This is a genomic window from Dysgonomonas sp. GY75 (assembly GCF_015234155.1).
GTDB classification, from domain to species: Bacteria; Bacteroidota; Bacteroidia; order Bacteroidales; family Dysgonomonadaceae; genus Dysgonomonas; species Dysgonomonas gadei.
Genome location: NZ_JADCLQ010000067.1, coordinates 33,202 through 58,034, shown reverse-complemented (window position 1 = coordinate 58,034; position 24,833 = coordinate 33,202). Strand labels below are relative to the sequence as shown.

The window sequence follows — 24,833 nt, the reverse complement described above, 5'->3', positions numbered from 1 at the left end:
CCAATGATGTCAGAATCAATACATGTGTTGATTTTAACGATTGTTTTACAGACAGGGGCTTACGAGAACATCCCCGTTTATTATTTTCATTTTTCATTTCTGTCAAAATTTTTCGGGCTTTAATAATACATAGCAGATGTAACAAAACACAGCTATGGCTATAATAAATAATGGGATCATAATGGTAGATTTTATATTTTTTCAAAAAACTCTATTGTTTTATAAAATAGTCTGAAGCAGATAACTCCTGCTATTACTAATATCACAGTAAGCATATTCTTCTTTTTTTTAGTTATACATATAAGATATTTTTAATTGTTTCTTTTATATATGCTATTTGTATGCCAAAGAGAATCAACTGAAATTAACTAACTATTAATCATACATATACAAGTTTTTGTAAAATTTTATAAGCCTATCATTTTGATAATGTATATCAAAATGATAGGCTTAATTATAAATTTCGCTTAATCAAAAAAGGATATATACAGTTGATGTATATATACCCAATTTTTTGCAATAAGAGATATTATTCGGAAAACATCTCCACCGGAGGTTACAATAGTAAGTTGACTAACACTGCCATAAACTAATGTTTTATTAAGAATGCTAGTTGCTAAAATATTTCTTCTTTATATCTGATTTTATCTTTATTCAAACATCGGATTCAAAAATATATCTCTTATAAATATGAGAGGGTATATAAGTACAGCCAAATCTAAACCTACAACCTCAATAAATTTAGTCAATGAATCTAATTGACAGTTTAGATACTGAAAAACAGACTATATCACTATACAGAAAATCGTAAACTAATGACGGGCAGATTTCTCTGCCCGTCTTCTATTCTTATTAGTTCCACAAATTCTGAAATATTGAAATCAGAATTTCATTTTCAAGATCCTGACAGCATTCAGTATAGCCAGTAACGATACGCCTACATCGGCGAAGACTGCTTCCCACATATTTGCCACGCCGAAACCTCCAAGAACAAGGACAATTAGTTTAATGGTAAATGCTAAAGTTATATTCTGATAAACGATCTCTTTTGTCGATTTGGCAATTTGTATAGCGGTCCCTATTTTAGATGGTTGGTCTGTCTGTATTACGACATCTGCTACTTCAATAGCCGCATCGCTTCCCATTCCTCCCATTGCAATACCTACATCACTAATTGCAAGTGAAGGAGCATCGTTTATACCATCACCGACAAAAGCAATAACATTATTCTTGTCTGCTTTCAGTTGTTCAAGATGCTTCACCTTACCCTTAGGTAATAAGTCACCATAAGCATTGTCTATTCCGAGAAATGATGCGACTTTTTCAGTAATGGATGATTTATCTCCGCTTAACATCACAATTTTATCAATACCCTTTGCATGCATATTTTTTATAGCTTCAGCCGCATCTTCCTTCACTTCATCTGCAATAGTAATATAGCCTGCATATATTCTGTTTATTGCTATCAGCACAGTTGTTTCAGGTATTGAATCAACAGTTTTATCATAGTTTATCAGATTGCTTTGCATCAATTTTGAATTACCTGCCAATACCTCATTCTCATTTACCAGACCTTTCAATCCCTGTCCCGATATTTCCTCTATAGCAGTTACAGAATAATTACTGTTTATATCTCCGGCGAAAGCTACGATTGCTCTGGCTATCGGATGGTTGGACATTTTCTCCAATGCTACGACCGGGTCTAGAAGCTCTTTTTCACAAAATGCTTCACTTGGGACTATATCCCGAACATGAAATACACCTTGAGTCAAGGTTCCTGTTTTGTCCATAACTACTATATTTATTTTTGCCAGCAGGTCGAGGTAATTCGCTCCTTTAAAAAGTATGCCAGCTCTGGAGGCAGCTCCGATACCACCAAAATAGCCCAAAGGTATGGAGATTACCAATGCACACGGACAAGAAATAACAAGGAAAACCAAAGCGCGATACAGCCAATCCTGAAACACATAATCAGCGACAAAGAAGTATGGTATCACCGTAACCAATACAGCTAAGAGAAATATAATGGGAGTATATACTTTAGCAAACCTGCGTATAAGCAGTTCGGTTTTGGCTTTGCGGGAAGTAGCTTCCTGTACCAGTTCCAATATTCGGGACAAAGAACTGTCCTCGTATTTCTTAGTTACTTTAATTTCAATTACTTTATCTATATTAAGCATACCTGCAAGGACGTTTTCTCCTTTCCGTATGGTTTTCGGTTTACTTTCTCCGGTCAAAGCAGATGTATTAAAACTACCGGATTCGGAAACCATCACTCCATCCAACGACACTTTCTCTCCTGCTTTTACTTGTATTATTTCTCCAATTCTAACTTCTCCGGGAAAAATATCTACATGCTTACCATTCCTTTCAACGCAAGCCCTATCCGGCCGGACATCAAGAAGGGACTTGATATTCCTTTTAGCTTTGTTTACTGCCGAATTTTGAAGTAACTCACCAACAGAATAGAAAAGCATTACAGCAACCCCTTCGGGATATTCTCCAATAAAAAATGCACCTAGTGTAGCCACTATCATCAGGGTAAATTCGGTGAAAATCTCTTTTTGCCGGATTGTTTCTATAGCCTCCCTGAAAACGGAGTAAGCAACAGGTATATATGCCAGTATGTACCAAATAAGCCTGTAATAAGAATTAAAATACTGTCGGAGAGAATTATCCATTACTATTCCTCCCAGAAGCATAACAAGACTTATACTAACAGGGATATAAATTTTCCAGTTTTGTGTATTGTCATCCTTCGATTCTGTGGAACAAGAGCCACTACAGGTGCATGTATATACTTTATTTTTATCCATATCTTAGTTGTTTATACACAAAGATACGGACGAATCAATGCAACCTGGTTGCAAAGCTATGGTGCCTTTAATAGCCACCGTTTATTTAACATAACCCTTTAAGAATAAATATTGGAATAGATCAGGAAATTATCGTACTATAAATAAATCCATAATGTGAAACTCAAAGAAAAGCTGTCGTGATTTTTATTTTTTTAATTTATTGCACTGTCCACAATATCCCTTTATGACAAGATTTACACTTTCCACCTGCATAACCGGGGATAATGTGAACTCAGGGATAGCTATATTCTTGAGACAAAAAGCGTTGTTACAGTAGTTACAATAGAAATGTGCATGCAAATCATCTATACTGCAGTGGCAATCCCTACTGCATACAGAATATTTAACTGACCCTGATCCATCATCAAAGCTATGGATGAGCTGTTTCTCGTGAAACAGATGGATTGTACGTGATATAGTTGACTTATCAATGGTATCCATCTCCATTTCCAAATCAGATAAAGTGAATGCCTTATTATATTTAAGCATCGCTTTAAGGATTAGTATCCGATTAGCTGTTGGATTTATAGTGCGTTCGTTCAGTATATCTATGTAAGAGCTATTCATCTTGATCTACCCCCTGTTTTAATAACATCTATGCAAAGATAGTAACTTTTAAAATGCCTATTTTGATTGTTTCCTTTTAATATTTTATTTAACTATATTAACTCAGCAGCGGAATTTTTATCATCGCCCCATTCTATACCCAATACCGCTTTATCTGTACCTGTTTCCACCCAAAGGTTTACACAATCATCCACCGTGGAGTGTATACACTAAATTCCCTATAATTAGCACACAATCAAGCATATTTGAAAGTATATAATTAACACTTTTCTCAACATTCCCTTTCTATTTTTCAGATAATGTCTTGGTTTCTTACAATTTTTGTATATTTGAGTTCTACAACCACCTAACCCGGATATTCATGTTGAAAGATGAGTTAATTATGCAAAACTTCAATGAACTATTTTCCCTATATAGAAATCGTTTCATTCTTTTTGCCATTAGCTATGTCGACAACAAAGAAGTTGCAGAAGATATTGTTATGGATAGTTTTATGTACTACTGGGAGAAACGTACAGAATTAGCCGATACATCAAATATACCCGGATATATACTCACCACAATAAAACATAAATCCCTGAATTATCTGAAACATAAGTTGCATGTAGAAAAGACCCACTCAGAAATTAAATCTCATCAAAGCAGGGTAACAGAATTAAATATCTCATCACTGGAGGCCTGTGAGCCTCAGGAGCTGTTGGCAAGAGAACTTAAGGCTTTAATAATGAATACGCTTAAACAATTGCCGGAACCAACCCGAACTATTTTCATAAAGAGCAGACTTAACAATAAAACTTATAAAGAGATTGGATATGATTTGAATATTTCAGAAAAAAGTATTGAGTATCACTTAACTAAAGCGGTAAAAATACTAAAAGAAAATCTTAAAGATTATCTCCATCTTCTCATATTATTATCATTCTTCAAATAAGAAAAAGTTAATATTAGTTAAATATATTAATCCTGACAGGGATCCGTCTTTTATAAATGCTTTATATATATGAACCAAGAATTTGACAAGAACGTAATGTATAAGTTCTTTTCCCGGGATATCAGTGCCGGTGAAGAACAAAGACTGTTAGATTGGATAGATGAGTCTGAAGATCATAGAGATATATTCTTATCCGAAAGGAAAATATACAATCAGTTGATTTTAAATATTGGAGAAAAAGATCTTGTAGATTCAGCAAGCGCTGGAGAATACAACAAGGTCAAAAGAATACCGGTGTGGATAAAAGAAGTGCTGAAAATATCCGCTGTGATCCTGTTGGTCTTAGGCGGTGCGTATTTCTTTAACAAGCATCAGTATAATAATTTGCAAACACTTTCAAATGAGATTGTTTTACCGGCAGGAGAGAGAGTTAGCCTAACCCTTTCTGATGGGACAAAAGTATGGGTGAATGCGAAATCAAAATTCACTTATCCTGCCTTGTTTGGAGATAAAGAGAGGCGGGTACTCTTGGACGGTGAAGCCTTCTTTGATGTGACAAATAATAAGAAACTTCCTTTCATCGTGGAAACGCCGAAAGGAGAAGTAAAAGTATTAGGTACAGAATTTAATGTGGATGCATACTCTCATTCTCCGAAGATGGCTATATCATTATTTAAGGGTAAAGTTGAGTTTTCCGGTGTAATGCTGCCAAAGCCTGTTATATTGAGTGCTAACGAATATTTTGAAAGTATAGATAATGAATACAGCATAAAAATGCTGGAAAATTATTCTGCTTCGATGTGGAAAGAGGGAATAATAGCATTTAAGGATACTCCGTTTCCGGAACTTATAAAAACCTTTGAGAAATATTATGATGTGAAAATCTATATCCAAAATACGAATTTATCAAGTACAGAGCTTACCGGAAAAATACGAATCAATGACGGAATAGAGCATGCTTTAAAAGTTATTCAGAAAAATGCAAACTTTAAATATCAGAGAGACAGTGATGAAAACAATATTATATATATAAAGTAGAGAACCATTAATTATCAACCTAAAAATCTAATCGCCTATGAAAAAATGAAAAACCTGAAAAACATTAGAATCTAAAAAATCTGTCGATGCGACCACACCGACAGATAAGAGAAAAAGATTTTATCATTATTTCCATAAAAACCTTTAACAATGTAAATATATGAAAATTATAACAAAAACAGATGTTTTTGCTACTAAAAACGTCTGTCATAAACAATTATTAAGAGTGATGAAACTTACTTCTTTCTTTTTAATCGTTTTTGTTTTTTGTCTAAATGCAGGGAATCTCAGTTCACAAAACATAAAGGTAACCTTAAATCAAAAAAATGTCACGTTAGAAACAGTTTTGAACAAAATTGAATCTCAAACGGATTATTTATTTGTTTATGACAAGTCAATAAACAAAGACCGCATCGTATCTGTAACGGAGACAGAACAAACATTAGCTGATGTTCTGGAAAATCTATTTAGATCTACCAATATTTCTTATTTTGTAGAAGGAACCAATATTGTTCTTAGCACAAAGAAAAGCGGATCGAAAGACACTCCTCAACAACAGCGTACCATAACAGGTACAGTTCGCGACGAGAATGGAGAGGCAATAATAGGTGCTTCGGTTTCCATAGAGGGAACAACCAAAGGAACCTTTTCAGATATTGACGGGCGATTCGAAATTTCCCTCCCGGCCGGAACTTCAAAACTGGTCGTATCCTTCATCGGAATGGTAACATATGAATTTACTGTGGGTGCACAAAACAACTACAATATTATTCTTAAAAATGCAACCGTGACAATGGATGAAGTCGTAGTCACAGCCTTAGGTATCAGAAGAGAAGAAAAGGCCCTTACTTATAACGTACAAGAAATCAAAGCTGAAGAATTAACGACCGTAAAAGATGCCAACTTTGTCAATTCTCTTGCAGGTAAAGTTGCGGGTATTACAATCAATCAGAGCGCATCGGGTATAGGAGGTTCTTCCCGTGTAATAATGCGTGGAACCAAATCATTGCTTGGTGATAATAATGCACTCTACGTTATAGATGGTATCCCCATTTATAACACAAAGAACGATCAGCCCGAAGCCGCTTACGAATCGCCCGATGGCGGAGACGGAGATGTCATGTCATTTCTCAATCCTGAAGATATCGAGTCCATATCTGTCCTGTCCGGGGCTGCTTCAGCCGCATTATATGGCAGCCAGGGAGCGAACGGAGTTATCTTGGTAACGACAAAAAAAGGTAAAGAAGGCCGGGTACGGCTTAACTACTCGAATAGTACCATGTTTATGGCGCCATTCGTTAAACCTCAATTCCAAAATACTTATGGAACAAAGGGTACAGAATTTAATAGTTGGGGGGCAAAACTCGATAAACCTACATCATACGATCCAATGGACTTCTTCCAGACAGGATATACAGAAACAAATTCATTAAGTGTATCGGCAGGAAACCAGTATAACCAAACTTACGCTTCGGCATCAGCCCTTTTAGCCCGGGGGATTATCCCGAATAATGACTTGAGACGTATTAACCTGACAGTCAACAATACTACCAGCTTAATTAAAGATAAACTAACGCTCGATCTCGGCTTTTCATATGCAACCCAAAAGGATAAGAACATGTTGATTCAGGGGCAATATCACAATCCCCTCGTACCTCTTTACCTGTTTCCGAGAGGTGATGATATCAACAAGTATAAAGTATATGAAAGATATGATGAAGGCCGTAATTTCTCACTGCAATACTGGCCATATGGTAATCAGGGCTTAGGAATGCAAAACCCATACTGGATAGTTAACCGGGAAGCATTTGAAAACAAAACAGACAGGTATTCCATCAATGGCGCTCTGATTTATAAACCGGTGAACTGGCTGACGTTGACCGGACGGGCATTGAGTACATTTACATCTAACACATTTGAAAGAAAAATTTCCGCCTCGGCTGATCTGCTCTTTGCCTCCGAAAAAGGAAACTATATGCACAGGCAAACAAGCAATAAGCAGTTATACGCGGATTTCTTAGCCACAGTTGACAAACGGTTTAATGATGATTTCAGCTTAACCGGGGTATTAGGAGCTTCTATTCTCGACTTTAAATATCGTCAGAGCGGAGCCGAAGGCCACCTAAGTATAATCCCCGACTTTTTCTATTTAGGCAATTTAGACCTTACCCATCCCGAATCAAGACTCCTGCAGAATGATTATAACGAGCAGACTCAATCTGTTTTCGCGACAGCCCAGTTAGGTTACAAGAGTATGCTTTATCTGGATCTGACTGCACGTAATGAATGGTCTTCCGCACTGGCATATACAGACCACGGAACAGCTTTTTTCTATCCTTCTGTCGGCTTATCAGGCATAATAAGTGAAATGACGGATTTAAGTTCCGTAGTTTCATTTCTGAAAGTAAGGGGGTCTTATAGTGAAGTGGGAAATGCCCCTATCAGATATATCACGATGATAAATTATGGACTGAAACAAAATGGCAGCCTCGACCTGCTGCCGTTTTATCCGGCCCGGGGTCTGAAGCCAGAAAGGACAAAAGCTTATGAAGTTGGGTTGAACACGAAGTTTTTGAATAATATGCTAAGGTTCGATATAACATATTACAATACGAATACTTACAATCAGCTATTTAAAATCGATGCGTCTACGACTTCGGGCTTTTCCTACTATTATCTGAATGCCGGAAAAGTAAACAACCAGGGCGTCGAAATTTCATTAGGACTGGATAAAAGATGGAGGAATTTCCAATGGAGCTCAAACTTTACTTACACCCTGAACCGGAACAAAGTAAAGAAAATGGTAGCAGCCGGAACAATCGATCCGACAACTAACCAGCCAATGGAAAACGGCATGAATGAAATTATAGCCAGCGAACAGGATGCATACCGGATGGTAATAAAAGAAGGAGCCGCTATGGGAGATATCTATGTATATACACTAAAAAAAGATTTAAATGGGAATGTATATGTAGACCCGGTTAACGGAACCGTAAGCGCCGATACCAAAAACTGGGTCAGAGCAGGAAATCCGGCTCCAAAATATAACCTTGGATTCCAGAATACCTTTAGCTATAAAGATTTTTCCCTGGGCTTTTTATTCGATGCCCGTATCGGAGGTGTCGGAGTATCGGCAACTCAGGCTTTGATGGATCGCTATGGTGTGTCAAAAGCTTCAGCAAATGCCAGAGATGCCGGAGGGGTTGCTGTTAATGGCGGCCTGCTGAACCCCGAAAATTATTATTCCGTAGTAGGGGGAGGTACGACCGGTATTCTGTCCGAATATGTCTATAGTATGACCAATGTCAGGCTGCGGGAAGCCAGTCTGAGCTATACCCTTCCTGCAAATCTCTTCAAAGGATATGTTAAGAATGTGACCCTGTCCGTGATCGGACGCAATCTGTGGATGATATATAACAGAGCTCCGTTCGATCCGGAAATCACGGCTTCCACAGGCACATACTATCAAGGATTCGATTACTTTATGCAGCCAAGCCTTCGTAGCTTCGGGTTTAATGTGAAAGTAGAATTTTAATAACTTAAATGAAAACATTATGAGATTCTATAAAATCCACAATATCACACATAATCTGTGTTTAGCATTCTTACTCTGTTCTGTTTTTCTTTTTTCTTGTACTGACGATTTTGAACGCAAGAATACCGATCCGAACAGAGCCTTAGAGGAGGATATAAAAAAAGATTTATTGGGTGTCGGAGGATTTATTCCGACAATGCAGACAGATGTAATTCCAACGAGCGACGTGGGTGCGAATGAATACCAGCGTGCCCAAAACCTGACAGGAGATATCTTTTCGGGATACATGGCTGCTATCGGCCAGTGGAACGGCTCAAGCAACAATAGCACCTATAATATGGACTTTAGCGACTGGAATGATGTCGGGTTCAATGTAGCTTACCGCTCTGTAATGTCTCCGTGGAGTCAGATAAAGGTAAAATCCGGAGAATACGGGGTGCCTTACATTTTCTATCTGGCACAGATAATCAAAATTGCCGGCATGCATCGTATAACTGATAATCACGGGCCTATCCCCTACTCTCAATTTGGTAAAGGAGCTATGGGGGCAGCATACGATTCCCAAGAGGCTATTTATAAATCTTTTTTTGAAGAACTGGACGAAGCTATTGCTGAATTGGACAAATTCGTGACGGCTAATAGCGATTCCGGACCATTAGCAAAATACGACTTAGTATATAACGGTAATATCCGCAATTGGATAAAATTTGCAAATACATTAAGGCTTCGTCTTGCTGTACGGGTAGCTTATGTAAACCCGGATTTAGCTAAAGAAAACGCGGAAAAAGCTGTGAATAACAGCTATGGTGTTCTTACCGACAATATGGAGAATGTCACCGTGAAGTCAGGCAAAGGCTATACAATATCCCATCCGTTAACAGTCATATGGAGTTCATACAAAGATACTAAGATGGGGGCAAGTATAGAATCCTTCCTGAAAGGATACGAGGACCCTCGTTTAAGTAAATACTTCAAGCCGGCTGTTTCAGGATCTTACAACGGAGTTCGCAACGGGGTAGTGATATCGAATAAATCAAGATATGAGGATCTTTCAAACCCGAATGTAGAAGCGTCAAGCCCTATACAATGGATGTGTGCAGCCGAAACCTATTTCCTTAGAGCAGAAGGAGTGCTTCGGGGATGGAACATGGCAGGCACAGATAATTTATCTTCGGCTGAAGACCTGTATAACAAGGGAATAGAAGTCTCATTCGCTCAGCATGGAGTCTCGTCCTCATATACTTCATACGTTGGTAATAACACATCTGTTCCTGCCCGGTTTAGTGATGTAGTAGCTTCCAATAGTATCAATCCTCTTTCAACGATTACAATAAAATGGGATAACTCGGCATCATTTGAAAAGAAACTGGAGCGTATTATTACCCAGAAATGGCTGGCAATGTATCCTGAAGGACAAGAGGCCTGGAGTGAATTCAGAAGAACCGGTTATCCTAAGATATTCCCCGTAGTAACTAATAATAGTTCCGGGAAAATAAATACCGATATTCAGGTAAGAAGAGTCCCTTATCCTAAGACTGAATATACATCGAATCTGACCAATGTTACAGAAGCTGTAAGCACTCTTCTCGGGGGGCCGGATAATGGCGGCACCAAAGTTTGGTGGGATAAAAAATAATGTAGAATAACAAAATACGAAAAGCATGAAAAAATATATATACATATCTATCTTTTTATTTGCTGCAATTGCATTTGCCACTTCGTGTGACAATGAATGGACGGAGCCGAAAACAATAGATGTGGATCAGCCTGAAGTTGGCTCAGACGCTTATTTTGCCAATCTGAGAGATTATAAACAGTCTGACCATCAGATTGCGTTTGGTTGGTTTGGAGGCTGGACAGCTGCCGGCCCGTCGATGGTTACCCGTCTCTACTCCATACCCGATAGTGTAGATATGATAGGCTTATGGGGAAATATGTGGCATAGGGATAAAATGACTCCTGAAAAAACTGATGATTTGCGACTTACCCGGGAAGTAAAAGGAACGAAGATACTGGTGACAACCCTTTTAGGCTGGACCGGAAAAGAGTTGCCAAACATACCTGAAGAAAATTGGGGAACCGACCGCCAGGAAGGATTACGTAAATATGCAAAGGCACTCGCTGAAGAAATTATCGACCTCGGTTTTGACGGACTGGATATCGACTATGAACCGAATGTCGGAGGGCAGACAGATGTCAGAGACTGCCCCAGAGGGGAGGACATGATTGTTTTTGTTCAGGAGCTTGGAAAATATTTAGGGCCGAAGTCCAATTCCGGTAAATTATTAGTTGTCGACGGAGAATTGGATGCACTACCCGAAGAGACAGGCCCTTATTTCGATTATGCGATAGCCCAGGCATACTCGACAACCAGCAGCAGTAACCTGCAAAACAGATATAACAGAATCAGTTCTATATTCAAACCCGAACAATTCATTGTTACGGAAGACTTTGAAGCTCACTGGAGGACTGGCGGGGTTAACTATACCGAAACGAATGGGAACAAAGTACCATCTATCTTAGGCATGGCTAAATGGAACCCGGTCCAGGGGGTAAAAGGAGGATGTGGTACTTATCATATGGAATATGAATACAGGAATACGGAGATGGAGTATAAATATCTTCGTCAGGCGATTCAAATAATGAATCCTGGAGTAAAATGAATATTGTTGTATATTCTCTAATAACTGATTACATATGAAAACATATAAAATACATACATTTATTTATCTCTTCATAGCTTGCCTGTTTTGGACAAGCTGTAGCTCGGACGACGATACGGAAACATTAGACCCGATTATTTACCTGAACACCAAGCAGGGTGACTCTCAGGTGGCCGTGAATATCAATTATAAACGGCTAAAAGAGTCATCTGATCTGAACTATATATTATTGCCTGTAAAAGCTACGGGAAGAGTCAATCAGGAAACAAAAGTTATCCTTGAAACGGATGAATCTTTAGTGAAGAATTACAATGATGCAAAAGGAACAGAATATGAAGTTCTTCCGTCTTCAGCTTATTCTATAGGCAAGAATTCTTTAAGTATTGCTTCAGGGAGTAACATTTCTGCCGATTCGGTACAAATTGCTTTTAATAAGTCATTTATAGAAGAACATTTTACCGGATTTATAAATACAACATTCATACTTCCGATAAAAATATCCTCTGTCCAAACAGGAGATAAAAATATAAGAGTGAGTACAAACTTAAATGTAGTGTATGCTATTGTAGATTTTTCCCTGACCGGATTCGTATCAGAAACATCTGTAAAACCAGGCACGTCTATCGACCGTTCAGTATGGACATCCGAGTCCAGGCACAGTTATACTTACGGCCCGGCGCAGAATTCATATGACGGGGACCTTTCTACCTCATGGATTATTCAATCAAGTAATTCATCTCATGGGATATATTATGATATGAGTAAAGCGCATAAGGTGAAAGGTTTCAGTTTGGTTTCTTCATATATTTTATACGGATACTATAATTGTGTATTGTCCGGCTTCAGTATTGGTGTAAGTGCCGATGGTGTGAACTGGACCGATTTAGGCAGCGTAGAGCCTGTTATTGAGAATAACGAAAAGGTAGATGCTATTTATCAATTTGCAGAGCCTTTAGAGAGCAGGTATGTACGCATTCTTCCGGATAAATTTTCAAACGGTTACAATCTGGCGAGTATTGCCGAAATCTACTTTTATGAATAACAGAAAAGAGTGAAATATGAAAACAAGAATAATACTATTTATAGCCGCTTTGCTGAGTGTTTTGTACTCGTGCAAAGACGCCGATGAATTTCAGAACGTAATTTATTTTACAGGTACTGAAAACAGCCCGGTACTGAAGATATCTATCGAGGAACCGACGGATTTAGGTATAAGTGTCAGAGCCTCTGCCATAACAAAAAACGATATTAACGTTACTGTTGCTGTAAATGAGGCACTGGTAGATAAATACAATAAAGAGAACGGAACAAATTATAAAACTTTATCTACGGATATATATAGTATCAGCAATACAAACCTTCAGATAAAGGCAGGAAAGTACATCTCTGAGCCTCTAAAATTATCCATTAAATCATTAAATGAATTTACGGATGAAGATATTTATTGTGTCCCTATGGAAATAAAGAATGTGCAGGGAGGTGACTTCCCTGTTTTAGATGCTTCAAGGATTATATACCTGGTAATAAACAAGACGATTATAACAAAAGCTGCCGACCTAAGCGGAAACTACTTTAAGGTAGACTTCGAGAATAAAGACCTGGGTAAGGGTGATCTGTCGGCAGTGAATGAATTGACTATGGAAGCCAGAATTTATGTGGACAGGTTCCAGACAACGAATCCGTTTATTAGCACCATAATGGGATTGGAGGAAAATTTCCTGCTCCGGATAGGTGATGTTACTATAGACAATAATCAGTTGCAATTAGCAGGAGGAGGATATCCGGTAACATCAGTAAACGGATTATCCGCAAATGCCTGGACTCATGTAGCTGTTACATATGATGGAAGCCTGATAAAACTTTATGTCAACGGAGAACTGGAATCATATGTTGAAGCGCCCAGAGGGCCTATCAACCTCACAGGTCTGGATGGTGACCGTAAATTCTATATAGGACAAACTGCTCTGTATGGAAGGTATTTGTATGGAAAAGTGAGTGAAGTACGCGTTTGGACAAAAGCGTTGACTAAAGAAGAGATACAAAATGGCATATGCGCTGTATCTCCCACATCTGACGGGTTACTGGCATACTGGAAATTTAACTCTGTAAAAAGTGACACTGAGTTAAATGTTGTGCCTGACCTTACAGGTAATGGTTATCATGCAAAAGGGATAAGAAATGTAAGCTGGGTCGAAGGAGTAAGGTGTCCTTAAACAAGCATTGGATCAGAAGAATACATGAATGTTTAGTTATGGCCGGAAGAAAATTCTTCCGGCCTTTTTATTCATAATCATCCGGTATAAGATACCAAATTGTTAATATGTTTGTAGTAGATCCTTTCCTATATTTTCTATATATTCTTTTTGCTTATCGAGATACAAGGTTCGTTGCAATTCATTACTACCCGTAATCAGTGTAGAGTATTTTTTCAAAGATTCGAGCCTTTTTCTCATTATATCGCAAACCTTAGAATCTGATATTATAGCCGGAATTTCTTTATATATACATAATTCCACAATCTTTTGGTCATTAAATTGCAAATATGAATAATTTGTTTCTATGTCAAGTTTTGATAAGTAGCAGATATTTTCGGCGCCAAGATCATTTTTTCCTTCCATCATAAATTTTTCAACAAAGCTGACCAGATCGATGAGTTCGGTTTGTAGTATAGCTATATCTGTATCGGTTATAAGTTTTCTTTTATAAAAATAGGTTATTTCTTTTATCATAGATAATAGTGTATTATCATCTATAATTAATTCAATGCGTTTTATTTTTCTATGATTATTTATATAATTCCTCATCATCTGCTTATTTTCCGAGTTCAAATCAATCTCAGAAAATTTCATATTGAAAGCTTTTGTTGCAACCTGATGCCTTCCCATAAAATATTGAAATTTGGTCAGATTTTCATATCTTAATAAAAGATTGAGAGGCAATCTGTTTCTAGCGGAAATAAGTAATGCATTCGGAGCGTCCTCTATACACTCCATTTTATCGATAGACCTAACAATTAAATCATTATATACATCTACGATACCCATCTCATCTTCAAGAAGCCATTCCATGTTAAGGAACGCACCTTTAATACGGTGCTTTCCTATAATCTCGTCCAGAGAAAATCCAAAAGCCAAAGAAATTTTCATGACTTCTTCAAAAGTAAACGGGATCTCACCTCTTAATCTCCGAGATATAGATTGTTGGCTGATGTTTAATATGTTTTTCAGGCGCGAAATAATATTTACATCATTCGATTCATTCTTTTTTATAGTTTCCACTAATTTTGAGTAAATATCCTCCCTGTTTTTCATAAAATTATTTTTATTAATAAACACCTGACATTATATATTGTTTATCATATTTCAGGACTTCTCCTTGGGTAATAAACAGCTATCCATAAAAATTAAAAAATGAGCATAATATATTAAGTATCAAATCGAATCATTCGCTGATTTAGCAAATGGCATAGATATATCTTTAAACTATTTTCTGTTAAAAACTTCCCATATACCGACCTGCAATACTAGCATCAGAAGTAATAGTATATTTTATTGTATTTCCCGATTTAGTTCTATTCGTTGCATTATTGTTTGCGTCTTCCCCAGAAGGATCAATATAATCAAGTCCACAGTGAAGGCTTATGATATCGCCTGCATTTAGTTTTACAGGAGCCTGACTTACGATTGTCTGCGATTGATTTTGAATTATGCCACCACTGGCATTAATCACTCTACCGGGAAACGAAGTTACTGCTTTAAACGGAGTAATCCCATCTTCTAAAATAACAGCTTCATAAGCACCCAGAGAATTCTTCCGTAGCAACTCCACATACAATACATCCCTGATACCGCACGGATTTGCATTTTTTATCAATGTTACAGATAACTGAATATAATACCAGCCTGTCTTTTTAATTTCAAGCCGCCCATCGCTCGTAATTTGGCAAAGGTCTTCATTATTTGCCGTTCTGTCAGTCAGATAAACTTCATCCTCCGATTTACCCTCCAGATCGGCAATACGATCAGATGGAGCATCCATAAAGGATGTTCCGTATGCGTAAAATACCAGCGGAGGAGCCAACAGGGAAGAATAGCGGGTAATAAACGGAGTCCATTTATGAAGTAATCCATCCCAATAGTAAAAACCATTTGGTTCTGCCATATCCTGCGGGGTGGGATTGGCTAAATAAACAATCATTCCATCAGATTTTTCCAGAGTTGACTCCAAAGATTCAACTCTGGGTATAAGTACTCCGGACTTATTATCCGGATTCGCATAACTACTTGGCCTTACCAGTAAATTGCCATTAGGTGCGTTATTGGAATTTATAGCAACCTGGGACCACAAAAAGGCCTGGAAAGGCAGTATAAACAATAATAGGAAATATAGTTTTTTCATTATAATATTTAATTATTATCTTTTACTCGTTGTAAATAAATGGTAGCAGGAGTATTTAATGTAGCTCTCACATTATTACCTGTAGAAAAATCCCGGCTAATCTTTATTATAAGGTCATCTCCTTCGTTCAGATCAACCAAGGCATTCAATGCTAGAATCCCCGAACGCCCATTAGCAAAGGCTATGGTAGTCGACGTCGTCAAAGCCGGAGTAAATGATATACCATTTTTTAATATTTCGGCAGTGTATGTCATGATACCGGTAACCTGATCCTTATACAGACCGGCACTCATTATCAACAGGTATTGACCACTTTTCCCAATCTGCAACCTATGATTATTTAAAAGTTTATAGCTTGGATCTAAGGCTTCTTTTTCTGTAAAATAGACATAGCATGCAGAATTTGAAAGATTTATAAATGATGCACTTGTTGATGTTCCGTTTAAATTCAGGTACAATCCGCTGCCACTAGCTACAACTTTGTTAATATCCTCTTCTATTGTATATTCATCTAAAAATTGATCCCAGAGGGTCTTATTGTTATCCCAAAAATAAAAACTGTTTTTTGAGTAATTATTTGTATCTGTATTACTCAAAAAAGCAATCATGCTGTGCTGTTCACCTGTTGGATTCACTGCAGGAAAGGACTGAAAACATGGAACTATCAAGCCCACGTTCTTTTCAGGATTGCTGGTGTTACACGCTCTAATATCAAGTATTGCTCTCGGTTCATCATCAGCATTTATTGTAACCTGTGCAATTATCGGTCCATAAACAAGAGCGGTTATAGATGCCAATATAATCTTTTTCATACTTTTTCTTATTTATGTAAGTAATATAAAGTAAGGGAATTGACGCCAAGTCCATTGTAAGGATAATTACAGGGAGCTCCTGTTGATGTGCTATCGGCGCTTACCTGCCGTACATACGCAGTAAGTACATTCCCTTTTGTCAGCTTAACAATAACGTTTACCAATATTTGCGAGCCACTTGTCGTTTCTGAAGATGTATTAGTTATTCCTTGTACAATAGGTGTCGTATTATTGTCTACCAATACCTTCGCCGTAAAATCTGTTTGAGCATCACAGCCGGCATTTGAAGCCGGTGTACGTTTAAAAGTTATTGATAATGATACAAGGTATGTCCCTGTTTTTCCGATTGTCAACTTACTGTCGCTAAGACTGAATCTTTTATCAACTGACACATTTACATCATTATATATCAATTTATTAAAAAGGACTTGCCTATCAACATTATTATAAGAAGAGCCTGTTATAGATTTAAAATCTTGTCCGTAGACACAATAAATCTGCTCCATTACTTCCGAAGACGGTGCTGTTATCAAGTGTACCCATTCATTACCATTCCAATAATAAAAGCCATCAGTTTTTGACTGGAATTCTTCTTTCGTTCCGGAATTTTTGCGTAATAATACCAGATTCCCTGTTTCGGTAGGACTTGAAGGCGGGTTCTCCTCGGGGAAATTTGTAACCCAGGGCACCAATATACCATCAATAGCCGTTGGAATAGACGGATTTGCTGAACGGATGTCTAAAGTGGCTTTCGGCTCCTCCAGGACACCGATTGTTACTTGAGCAAATATTGAGCTTGAACCCATACAATTTGTTAATAAAAGTAACAGTAAAATTGTTATCTTAAATTTCATTTTTTATTTGTGTTATTGGTTATTAAGTAAGTCAAAGCATTCGATGATCAAAATTTATACATTTTCTTCGATGTTAATCTATTTTCGAATTTTAACAAAACATCCTACGAGGAAACTCCTTGCGCTTCCTTAACATATATAGATGGAGTAGATACTAATGAAAATAGAATAATCTCCAAAGATTATTACAGTCGACAGAGACAATTTAATATTTTCTGCCTGTAGTATTTTTGTTTAAAACTGACTTGTCTCATGTAGTTTTTAGTTGATAATGGTTTATTCGTTCTGAAAAATAATTGTTTGCTTATTGTCTATTGTAATTTCTTATATTTTTTATAAATATGATTTCATATAAAAGTTTTGATACTCTATATTTTCAGGAGTTTTCTGAAACGGTAGTTTTTTAATAAAGACTATTAAATTATTTTGATTATCTGAACATTAATCAACAATAACAATAATTATAATAGTCTTATCGTTTGTGTAAAGTCTATCTATTCAGAGGTTATAGCTATTTATTGAGAATAAAACCGATTAACCTCTTCCATATTATTATAAAAGAGCTCTCTTAATTAAAGAGTCCTATTTCGTTTCAAAGATACATGGGAATAAAAGAAAAATATATTATAAAAAGAGTATATTACTGATGATTAATCCCATAACATTCATCAAATTTTGACTATCATAATATATACCTGCTAGAATTAGCCTTTTTTTGTTAGAAAACAAAGCTATCCTTACAAACAGAACAATATTTGATATTGGTCAGAGTAATAAAGCCTAATACCTAATTATAATAAAGATAATGATGCATGCTGAAGAAGAGTTTACATTTACAGTTCTCGAGTCTTAATCACCAATAAGATTTTCATTTCGGAAAGAATTTTGTGAATGAAATATTGGTGCAATAATGTCTGATATAAACGAATTCCTTCAGCCTGTTTTGCAATAAATCTACTTGATAAAAATAATCCAACTTGATTTGTTTATCATTAAATACTGAAAATAAATAAACTATAAATTACTCTACCTGTATTTACGTATGGAAAAATAACACAACTAAAATATAAAAGTAGTCTGTTTTACAAATTTGGATTAGATTATAAAAAATAATATAAAGTATAGTACATAACAAAATTTTATTTTATGTTTATGTAATACTCTGTATACCTTGTCATTAAATTATTTTATTGATTTTTTGGTCAAGAAAAAATAAGCACATTGTGATATCTATATAAATTAAAGTTCATTTATTAACAAACAATAATATTTTCAATTAATAATGATCAAAAACACGCTCTTTTTTAGTTAAAATGATACATTTTGCAAACAATCAATTTATTATCAATGTTTAGAATCTATATGAAGGTATTTAATAAAGACTATTTACAAATTACTAAAAAATATCTGATATGAATATCTCCTTACTAGACCATTATTTATATTTAGAATCTACATAAGGTATTGTGTAGTTTCCTCAGAAAGATATCCATTTAATTCTACTAAAGTCTGTTTGTAAGTAAATCCTTACAATAAGGGGTCTTTTGTGCTTTAGAATTGAATATGAAATACGATTTATTGATTTTTAGAGTATTAATTAAATTTTAAAGAAGAGATCATATGAAAAAGTTATTATTGGTAGCAGCTTTTATCACAGCTGCATTTAGTATGTCTGCTCAGACATCACAGATCAGATCACCTCAAGCCAGTGATTTTGCGGTAGTAGGTCATGTAGGGTATCAAACCAACTACGAGAGATTTGGTATTGATCTTCAGGGACGTTACAATTTAATGAAAAATATACGAATCGCTCCCGATATTGCATTTTATTTTCCAAACGATAAAGTAACTGGCTTGGATGTAATGCTGAACGCACACTATGTATTCTACTTTCCGCAAGACCGATTTTCTGTTTATCCATTAGCTGGTTTTGGGATGCAGAATAATTTCTATGCCAAACAAACTATAATGATTGACGGTACTGAAGCAAAAACAGATTCTCACAGTAAAACGGATTTTGCATTTAACCTCGGAGGTGGTATAAGCTATCAGATCAGTGCACAAGGATTCCTTAATGCAGAGGTGAAATTTATGTTGGGGGATAATGATAATGCAGCTATTATGCTGGGGTATGGATATAGATTTTAAAATTATAAATTAAACTGATAAATTATGAAAAAGATAAATTTCTTATTCCTGTTGGTACTTATTACCGGAATACTATTCGGCTCGGCCTCTTGTAGTAATAAGACTAAAAAAGATGCGGAAGATACTTATCAAGATGCAAAGAAGGAAGTAAATGATGCAGCCGATAAGGCTGGTGATAAATTAGAAGAGGAAGCCGATAAAGCTAAAGATGTATGGGATGACACCAAAAATGAGGTGGAGAAAGGTGCCGACAAAGTAAAGAAGGAAGTCAAACAAGCTGTTGATACGACTAAAAAAAAACTTAAGTAACAGATCATCGATTAGGATTTGAGAAGAGACATAGTTATATCTATACCTCTTGTTACCCTTAGTATGGATAAGAATAAAAGGCCGCACATTGGAGAACAAGCTGATAAAATCACGTCCAATTACAGACATCCGGAAGGTGCTCTGGAATGCTCAATCTTTTAAAATCATAAAAAGATGAAATAGCCTCATTACTAAAACAATACACTTATTTACTAAATTATTTACTTATGAGAAAAAAGATGATTTATAGCTTATTGATAGTAGGCTTAACCCTGGGATTTATCTCATGTGGGGATGATGACGATGCTCCTATATTGGGTGCAAATGTAAAAGTGACTGTACAAAATATTGCAGGAGTAGCACAAGAAGATGTGGAAGTATATATGTTTAAAGAACTCAAACCAGAAGAGTCTACAGATCCGGGTTCTGCATCGAAGAAAGAGGTCACAAATGCGGATGGAGTAGCTTACTTCAAACTTAATCTGACAGAATTGAATATTACTGAATCTAAAACAAACCTTTATTTTGCTGTTTATTATAGAGTTGGTGATGACCTTATCTTTAAGGCCGGGGATGAATCTGTAACAGTGAAAAGAGATGAGGAGAAAGCAATTACGCTGACGATACCAATTTAGTATTACCTCTTTGTTTTGATGAAAGCTCTGGTAGCAGATGCCAGAGCTTTTAGCTGAAATAATATAAAATTATTCGAACTGTTTTATATCTGAAATTAGTTTTAATTTAAATGAATTTAAGATAAGACGGCTCTGTTATCTGAATGTCATTATTGATGTTTTCCAATATGCCGATATCCTTTTTAATTTCATAAATCTCTATACAAGAACTATACTTAATACATTTTAAAGGGAAAAATGATTCAAATGAAAAGATATCAAGTTAAAAGATTTATGGTAAATCATTCTGTTGAGTAGAGAGATTAAATCTTGACTATTTCATGCCCTACGTTATGTCAACTATTTTAGCTCCATCGCATCCGCCAATAATTCAAATGATCTGAAACGGGCTGCTTTATCATATATGTAATTTGTAATAAATAGTTCATCAGCACCAGTCTTTTCCATAAAATCTCTTATCTGAGCCCTTACTTTTTCTTTATCGCCACAAAATGTGCAGGCCATCATATTATATAAAGACTGTTTCACATCAGGACGGAAAAAGAGCAAAGGCAATTTTTTTACAGGTGGCGGTAACTTTGTAGGGTTTCCTGTAACGAGTCCAAACATAAGTTGCTGCAGGCTCGTCCCCAGAAAGGTAGCTTCTTCGTTTGTGTCGGCCACAATTACATTCGCGCCAACCATCAGGTAAGGCCTGTCATGATATACTGAGGGTTTGAAATTCTTTTTATAAATATCTATTGCCTTCAATAAAAGTGCCGGAGCAAAGTGTGAAGCAAATACATAGGGTAGTCCTAGTTCGGCAGCTAGGTAAGCGCTGTCTGTACTGGACCCCAATATCCAAATGGGAACATTCCGCCCTTCGCCCGGAAAGGCCCGGACTTTTGAGCTGCTGTTCTCTTTACTGAAATATTGTTGCAAAGCTCTAATATCTTCTGGAAAATGATATGTCGTAGATAAGTTATTACGCCTCAAAGCAGCGGCTGTCAACTGGTCTGTTCCCGGTGCCCGCCCCAAACCCAGATCAATCCTGTCCGGATATAAAATATCCAGTGTACCAAACTGCTCAGCAACGGCTAAAGGTGTATGATTAGGAAGCATAATGCCTCCGGAACCAACCCTTAATGTCGTTGTTCTTTCAGCAATATGGCCTATTAATACAGCTGTGGCAGCAGTAGAAGCACTTGCCGTATTATGATGTTCAGCTATCCAGATTCTTTTATATCCCAGCGATTCAATATATTGTGCATTATGTACAATTTCGTTAAGTGCATCCGGAATGTCCTGCCCGTCTACTACTATACCTAAATCTAACACAGAAATATTAATACGATTGTCCATTCTTTCAGCGATTAAATCTTTATATAAACCTGTAATCTTATCCTGTCATGGATTTATTTCATTAAAAAGATCCTTTACTTCATGTGGTTTACAGCGTATGTACTGTTTTACCCCAACAACTTTAGCTCCTAATTCGGCAGCAGCATGCCATGCCCATCTGGTATCATATAACATTCCGCGCCCCACTGCTATTAAATCAGCTTTACTTTCTTTTATTGCGTTCTCGGCTTGCTGTGGTTGTGTAATCAAACCCACTCCTATCACCGGCATCTTTACTTCTTTCTTTATAGCCTCGGCAAATGGCAATTGATATCCCGGATATAAAGCCGATAGTTTTTGTAATTCCCCATCAAGTCCTCCTGTCGAAACATGAATATATCCGCAACCTCTCTCATCTAATTGTCTTGCTAACTCAATACTTTGAGCCAAATCCCATCCATTCTCGATCCAATCGGTTGCTGATATGCGGATGCAGACAGGAAAACCTTTTGGTGTGGCAAGCGTTACAGCATCAAACACTTCTAAAACAAAACGTATCCTGTTTTCCAAACTTCCGCCATATTCATCTTCTCGTTTATTGGTTATGGGAGATAGAAACTGATGTATAAGATAACCATGAGCCCCATGCAACTCAATAGCATTGAACCCGATTTCAACAGCACGTCTGGCTGCTTCTGCAAATTGATGGATGATCGCTTTTATTTCATTTTTCGACAATTCCTTCGGTATTGTACCTCCTGCCTTCAAAGGCTCTGCCGATGGGGCATAGGTTTGCCAGCCATTAGGATTATCGGGCGCAATATACCGGTTAGGTTTCCATCCTAAGTCGGTTGAAGCTTTACGTCCGGCATGTGATAACTGTATAGCTAATGGTATCTGAGAATGAAGACGGATAAAATCAACAACTTTTTTCAAAGCAAAAGCTGTTTTGTCATCCCAAAGTCCCAGATCTCCATACGAAATCCGGCCTTCGGGTACAACTCCTGTAGCTTCTACAATTAAAAGACCTGCTCCTGAAAGGGCTAAACTTCCATAGTGCATCAGATGCCATTCGGTTGCCTGTCCGTTTACCGCCGAATATTGGCACATTGGGGGAACGACTATTCTATTATCCAATGCTAGTTGTCCGATATTAATTTGTGAAAACAATTTACTCATGCTTCTTCTATTATTTAGTTAGGCTTTGATAAAAGCCTGCAATTTTTTTAGCTTTTCCTCTATCTGTTTTTACTTTTTGCGACATATACGAAAGCCTTTTTGTTTGTATATAACAGTTTTTAATGCAAAACAGTTTTAAAACAAATATATGAGGAAAATAGGTATTTTCAAATATACATATTGTAATTGTTCACTACTAAGATACACAACACTTTGCTGTAGCTATTAGATAATATTGGAGGATTTATTGGATATACTAACTCATTACTTTTCCATTACAATGGCAAAAGTTAGTAAAACCTTCTTTCTTTTTGTTAAAAAGATATTATTTCTTTAGTCATATTCACAATTGTTTTTAGTAAATTTGTTAGAAAGGAATGACAGATCAGGACACAATTCAGCAACACTCATCTGTATAACTTTTTTATTGGATGTCGAACTAAAAATAAACAGATATGGACGATAAACTGATTACATTGGCTATTCATACACCTGAAAAAGCCCGTATATTAAAATATACACTTGAGGATATGGGAGTAGACTCTATACTTGTAGACCTAAGTGATAAGGGAGGAAATGGTTCTAACGCCATTGCTGTGCGAATAAGTGAAACCGACCTCACCAAAGCGCTTACAATAATAGAAAGTACACAGCTTTTCCGCTACGACGATAAAAAAATATACAAAATAGATGACGGGAGAAAGCGTATATTAGTTGCTATCGACTTTTCCACCTATTCCCTAAAAGCATGTAGGGCTGCATTCGCAATTGCCCACAAAATAAATGCCAAGGTAAAAATATTGCACGTATATAAAATACGTTATCCGATAACATTCCCATTTGCTGATGCCGCAAATGCAGAGGAAGCGGATGATATGTTAGACAACGCCCGTAAACAAATGCTTGATTTCTGCTACGATATAGATAAAAAGATTTCAGAAAAGGAATTTCCATCTGTAAATTATTCTTATTCGCTACGTGAAGGCATAGTGGAGGAAGAAATAGATAATTTCATAGATGAATATAAACCTATCCTACTGGTTTTGGGCACAAAGGGTAAAAGCAATAATAAACAAAATATATTAGGAAATGTCACTGCCGATATTATCGAAATGACAAACGTACCGGTAATGGCAATCCCGGAAAATTCTCAATTTAAGAATATTGAAGATGTTAAACATATCGCATTCCTGACCAATTTACAGAAAAGAGATCTGGATTCTTTTGATCACTTTGTTAACATGTTGAAACCATATCCTACTGTAAAAATTACCCTGACCCATGTAAATGCCAAGAACAGAAAAGGTGATAAATGGACCGAGAATGAACTGGCAGGAATGAAAGACTACTTTGTAAGGAAATATCCGGAATTGAATGTAGGCTATAAATTGATTGATGATCCTGATATGACAGAGGCTATGGATCAGTTTGTCAAAGGAGAAAAGGTAAATATGGTGGTGCTTAATACTAAACGAAGAAATTTATTCGGGCGTATCTTTTTGCCAAGTATATCACGTAAAGTTCTCACTAATTTTGAAGTTACTCTTCTTATATTTAGGGGATAGTTTGATTTTCATATAAAATCA

At 36.5% G+C, this 24,833-nt stretch carries 19 protein-coding genes; 11 read left to right on the top strand and 8 right to left on the bottom strand.

What is annotated here, in order from left to right; all coding sequences use genetic code 11:
• Positions 1–881: 881 nt before the first annotated feature.
• A complete protein-coding gene (locus IR083_RS23965; protein WP_006799249.1) occupies positions 882–2,816 on the bottom strand; it encodes a heavy metal translocating P-type ATPase in 1,935 nt (644 codons plus the stop codon).
• Positions 2,817–3,002: 186 nt separating this feature from the next.
• On the bottom strand, positions 3,003–3,425 hold the full coding sequence (locus IR083_RS23960; protein ID WP_194226201.1) for a Fur family transcriptional regulator: 423 nt from the start codon (positions 3,423–3,425) through the stop codon (positions 3,003–3,005).
• A 361-nt stretch (positions 3,426–3,786) separates the two neighbouring features.
• On the opposite strand from IR083_RS23960, the gene IR083_RS23955 reads away from it, so the two are divergent.
• From IR083_RS23955 to IR083_RS23925, 7 genes are all read left to right on the top strand, one after another.
• Entirely contained in the window at positions 3,787–4,356 is a 570-nt protein-coding gene (locus tag IR083_RS23955; RefSeq protein WP_006799251.1) for an RNA polymerase sigma-70 factor, read from the top strand.
• A 69-nt stretch (positions 4,357–4,425) separates the two neighbouring features.
• Positions 4,426–5,394, top strand: a complete 969-nt coding sequence (locus tag IR083_RS23950; RefSeq protein WP_194226200.1) for a FecR family protein — start codon at positions 4,426–4,428, stop codon at positions 5,392–5,394.
• A 346-nt stretch (positions 5,395–5,740) separates the two neighbouring features.
• Positions 5,741–8,929: a SusC/RagA family TonB-linked outer membrane protein gene (locus IR083_RS23945; RefSeq protein ID WP_242052524.1), complete on the top strand. Its 3,189-nt coding sequence runs from the start codon at positions 5,741–5,743 to the stop codon at positions 8,927–8,929.
• 19 nt (positions 8,930–8,948) lie between these two features.
• Positions 8,949–10,565, top strand: a complete 1,617-nt coding sequence (locus IR083_RS23940) for a RagB/SusD family nutrient uptake outer membrane protein (RefSeq protein ID WP_006799254.1) — start codon at positions 8,949–8,951, stop codon at positions 10,563–10,565.
• A 25-nt stretch (positions 10,566–10,590) separates the two neighbouring features.
• A complete protein-coding gene (locus IR083_RS23935) occupies positions 10,591–11,592 on the top strand; it encodes a glycoside hydrolase family 18 (protein WP_194226198.1) in 1,002 nt (333 codons plus the stop codon).
• Between the two features lie 34 nt (positions 11,593–11,626).
• Positions 11,627–12,634, top strand: coding sequence for a BT_3987 domain-containing protein (locus IR083_RS23930; protein WP_006799256.1), 1,008 nt, complete (start codon positions 11,627–11,629; stop codon positions 12,632–12,634).
• A 16-nt stretch (positions 12,635–12,650) separates the two neighbouring features.
• Positions 12,651–13,805 (top strand): DUF1735 and LamG domain-containing protein, encoded by a 1,155-nt coding sequence (locus IR083_RS23925; RefSeq protein ID WP_194226197.1) that lies wholly within the window; start codon positions 12,651–12,653, stop codon positions 13,803–13,805.
• 102 nt (positions 13,806–13,907) lie between these two features.
• On the opposite strand, the gene IR083_RS23920 is transcribed toward IR083_RS23925, so the two are convergent.
• From IR083_RS23920 to IR083_RS23905, 4 genes are all read right to left on the bottom strand, one after another.
• Entirely contained in the window at positions 13,908–14,903 is a 996-nt protein-coding gene (locus IR083_RS23920) for a helix-turn-helix domain-containing protein (protein WP_006799258.1), read from the bottom strand.
• A gap of 181 nt (positions 14,904–15,084) precedes the next feature.
• Entirely contained in the window at positions 15,085–15,990 is a 906-nt protein-coding gene (locus tag IR083_RS23915) for a hypothetical protein (protein ID WP_006799259.1), read from the bottom strand.
• An 8-nt stretch (positions 15,991–15,998) separates the two neighbouring features.
• Positions 15,999–16,802: a hypothetical protein gene (locus IR083_RS23910; RefSeq protein WP_006799260.1), complete on the bottom strand. Its 804-nt coding sequence runs from the start codon at positions 16,800–16,802 to the stop codon at positions 15,999–16,001.
• 8 nt (positions 16,803–16,810) lie between these two features.
• Positions 16,811–17,608, bottom strand: coding sequence for a hypothetical protein (locus IR083_RS23905; protein WP_194226196.1), 798 nt, complete (start codon positions 17,606–17,608; stop codon positions 16,811–16,813).
• A gap of 1,668 nt (positions 17,609–19,276) precedes the next feature.
• On the opposite strand from IR083_RS23905, the gene IR083_RS23900 reads away from it, so the two are divergent.
• The 3 genes from IR083_RS23900 (at position 19,277) to IR083_RS23890 (ending at position 20,748) form a co-directional block, all read left to right on the top strand.
• Positions 19,277–19,804: an outer membrane protein gene (locus IR083_RS23900; RefSeq protein ID WP_194226195.1), complete on the top strand. Its 528-nt coding sequence runs from the start codon at positions 19,277–19,279 to the stop codon at positions 19,802–19,804.
• 24 nt (positions 19,805–19,828) lie between these two features.
• On the top strand, positions 19,829–20,113 hold the full coding sequence (locus IR083_RS23895) for a YtxH domain-containing protein (RefSeq protein WP_194226194.1): 285 nt from the start codon (positions 19,829–19,831) through the stop codon (positions 20,111–20,113).
• 227 nt (positions 20,114–20,340) lie between these two features.
• The gene (locus tag IR083_RS23890; protein ID WP_006799264.1) at positions 20,341–20,748 is read left to right on the top strand and encodes a hypothetical protein; all 408 of its coding nucleotides are present in this window, start codon (positions 20,341–20,343) and stop codon (positions 20,746–20,748) included.
• A gap of 339 nt (positions 20,749–21,087) precedes the next feature.
• On the opposite strand, the gene IR083_RS23885 is transcribed toward IR083_RS23890, so the two are convergent.
• Positions 21,088–22,089, bottom strand: coding sequence for an LLM class flavin-dependent oxidoreductase (locus IR083_RS23885; RefSeq protein ID WP_194226193.1), 1,002 nt, complete (start codon positions 22,087–22,089; stop codon positions 21,088–21,090).
• A 45-nt stretch (positions 22,090–22,134) separates the two neighbouring features.
• Positions 22,135–23,247 carry an NADH:flavin oxidoreductase/NADH oxidase gene (locus IR083_RS23880; protein WP_194226192.1) on the bottom strand — a complete coding sequence of 371 codons (1,113 nt, stop codon included), beginning with the start codon at positions 23,245–23,247 and terminating at the stop codon, positions 22,135–22,137.
• A gap of 455 nt (positions 23,248–23,702) precedes the next feature.
• On the opposite strand from IR083_RS23880, the gene IR083_RS23875 reads away from it, so the two are divergent.
• Positions 23,703–24,812, top strand: coding sequence for a universal stress protein (locus tag IR083_RS23875; protein WP_006799267.1), 1,110 nt, complete (start codon positions 23,703–23,705; stop codon positions 24,810–24,812).
• The last annotated feature ends 21 nt before the right edge of the window (positions 24,813–24,833 follow it).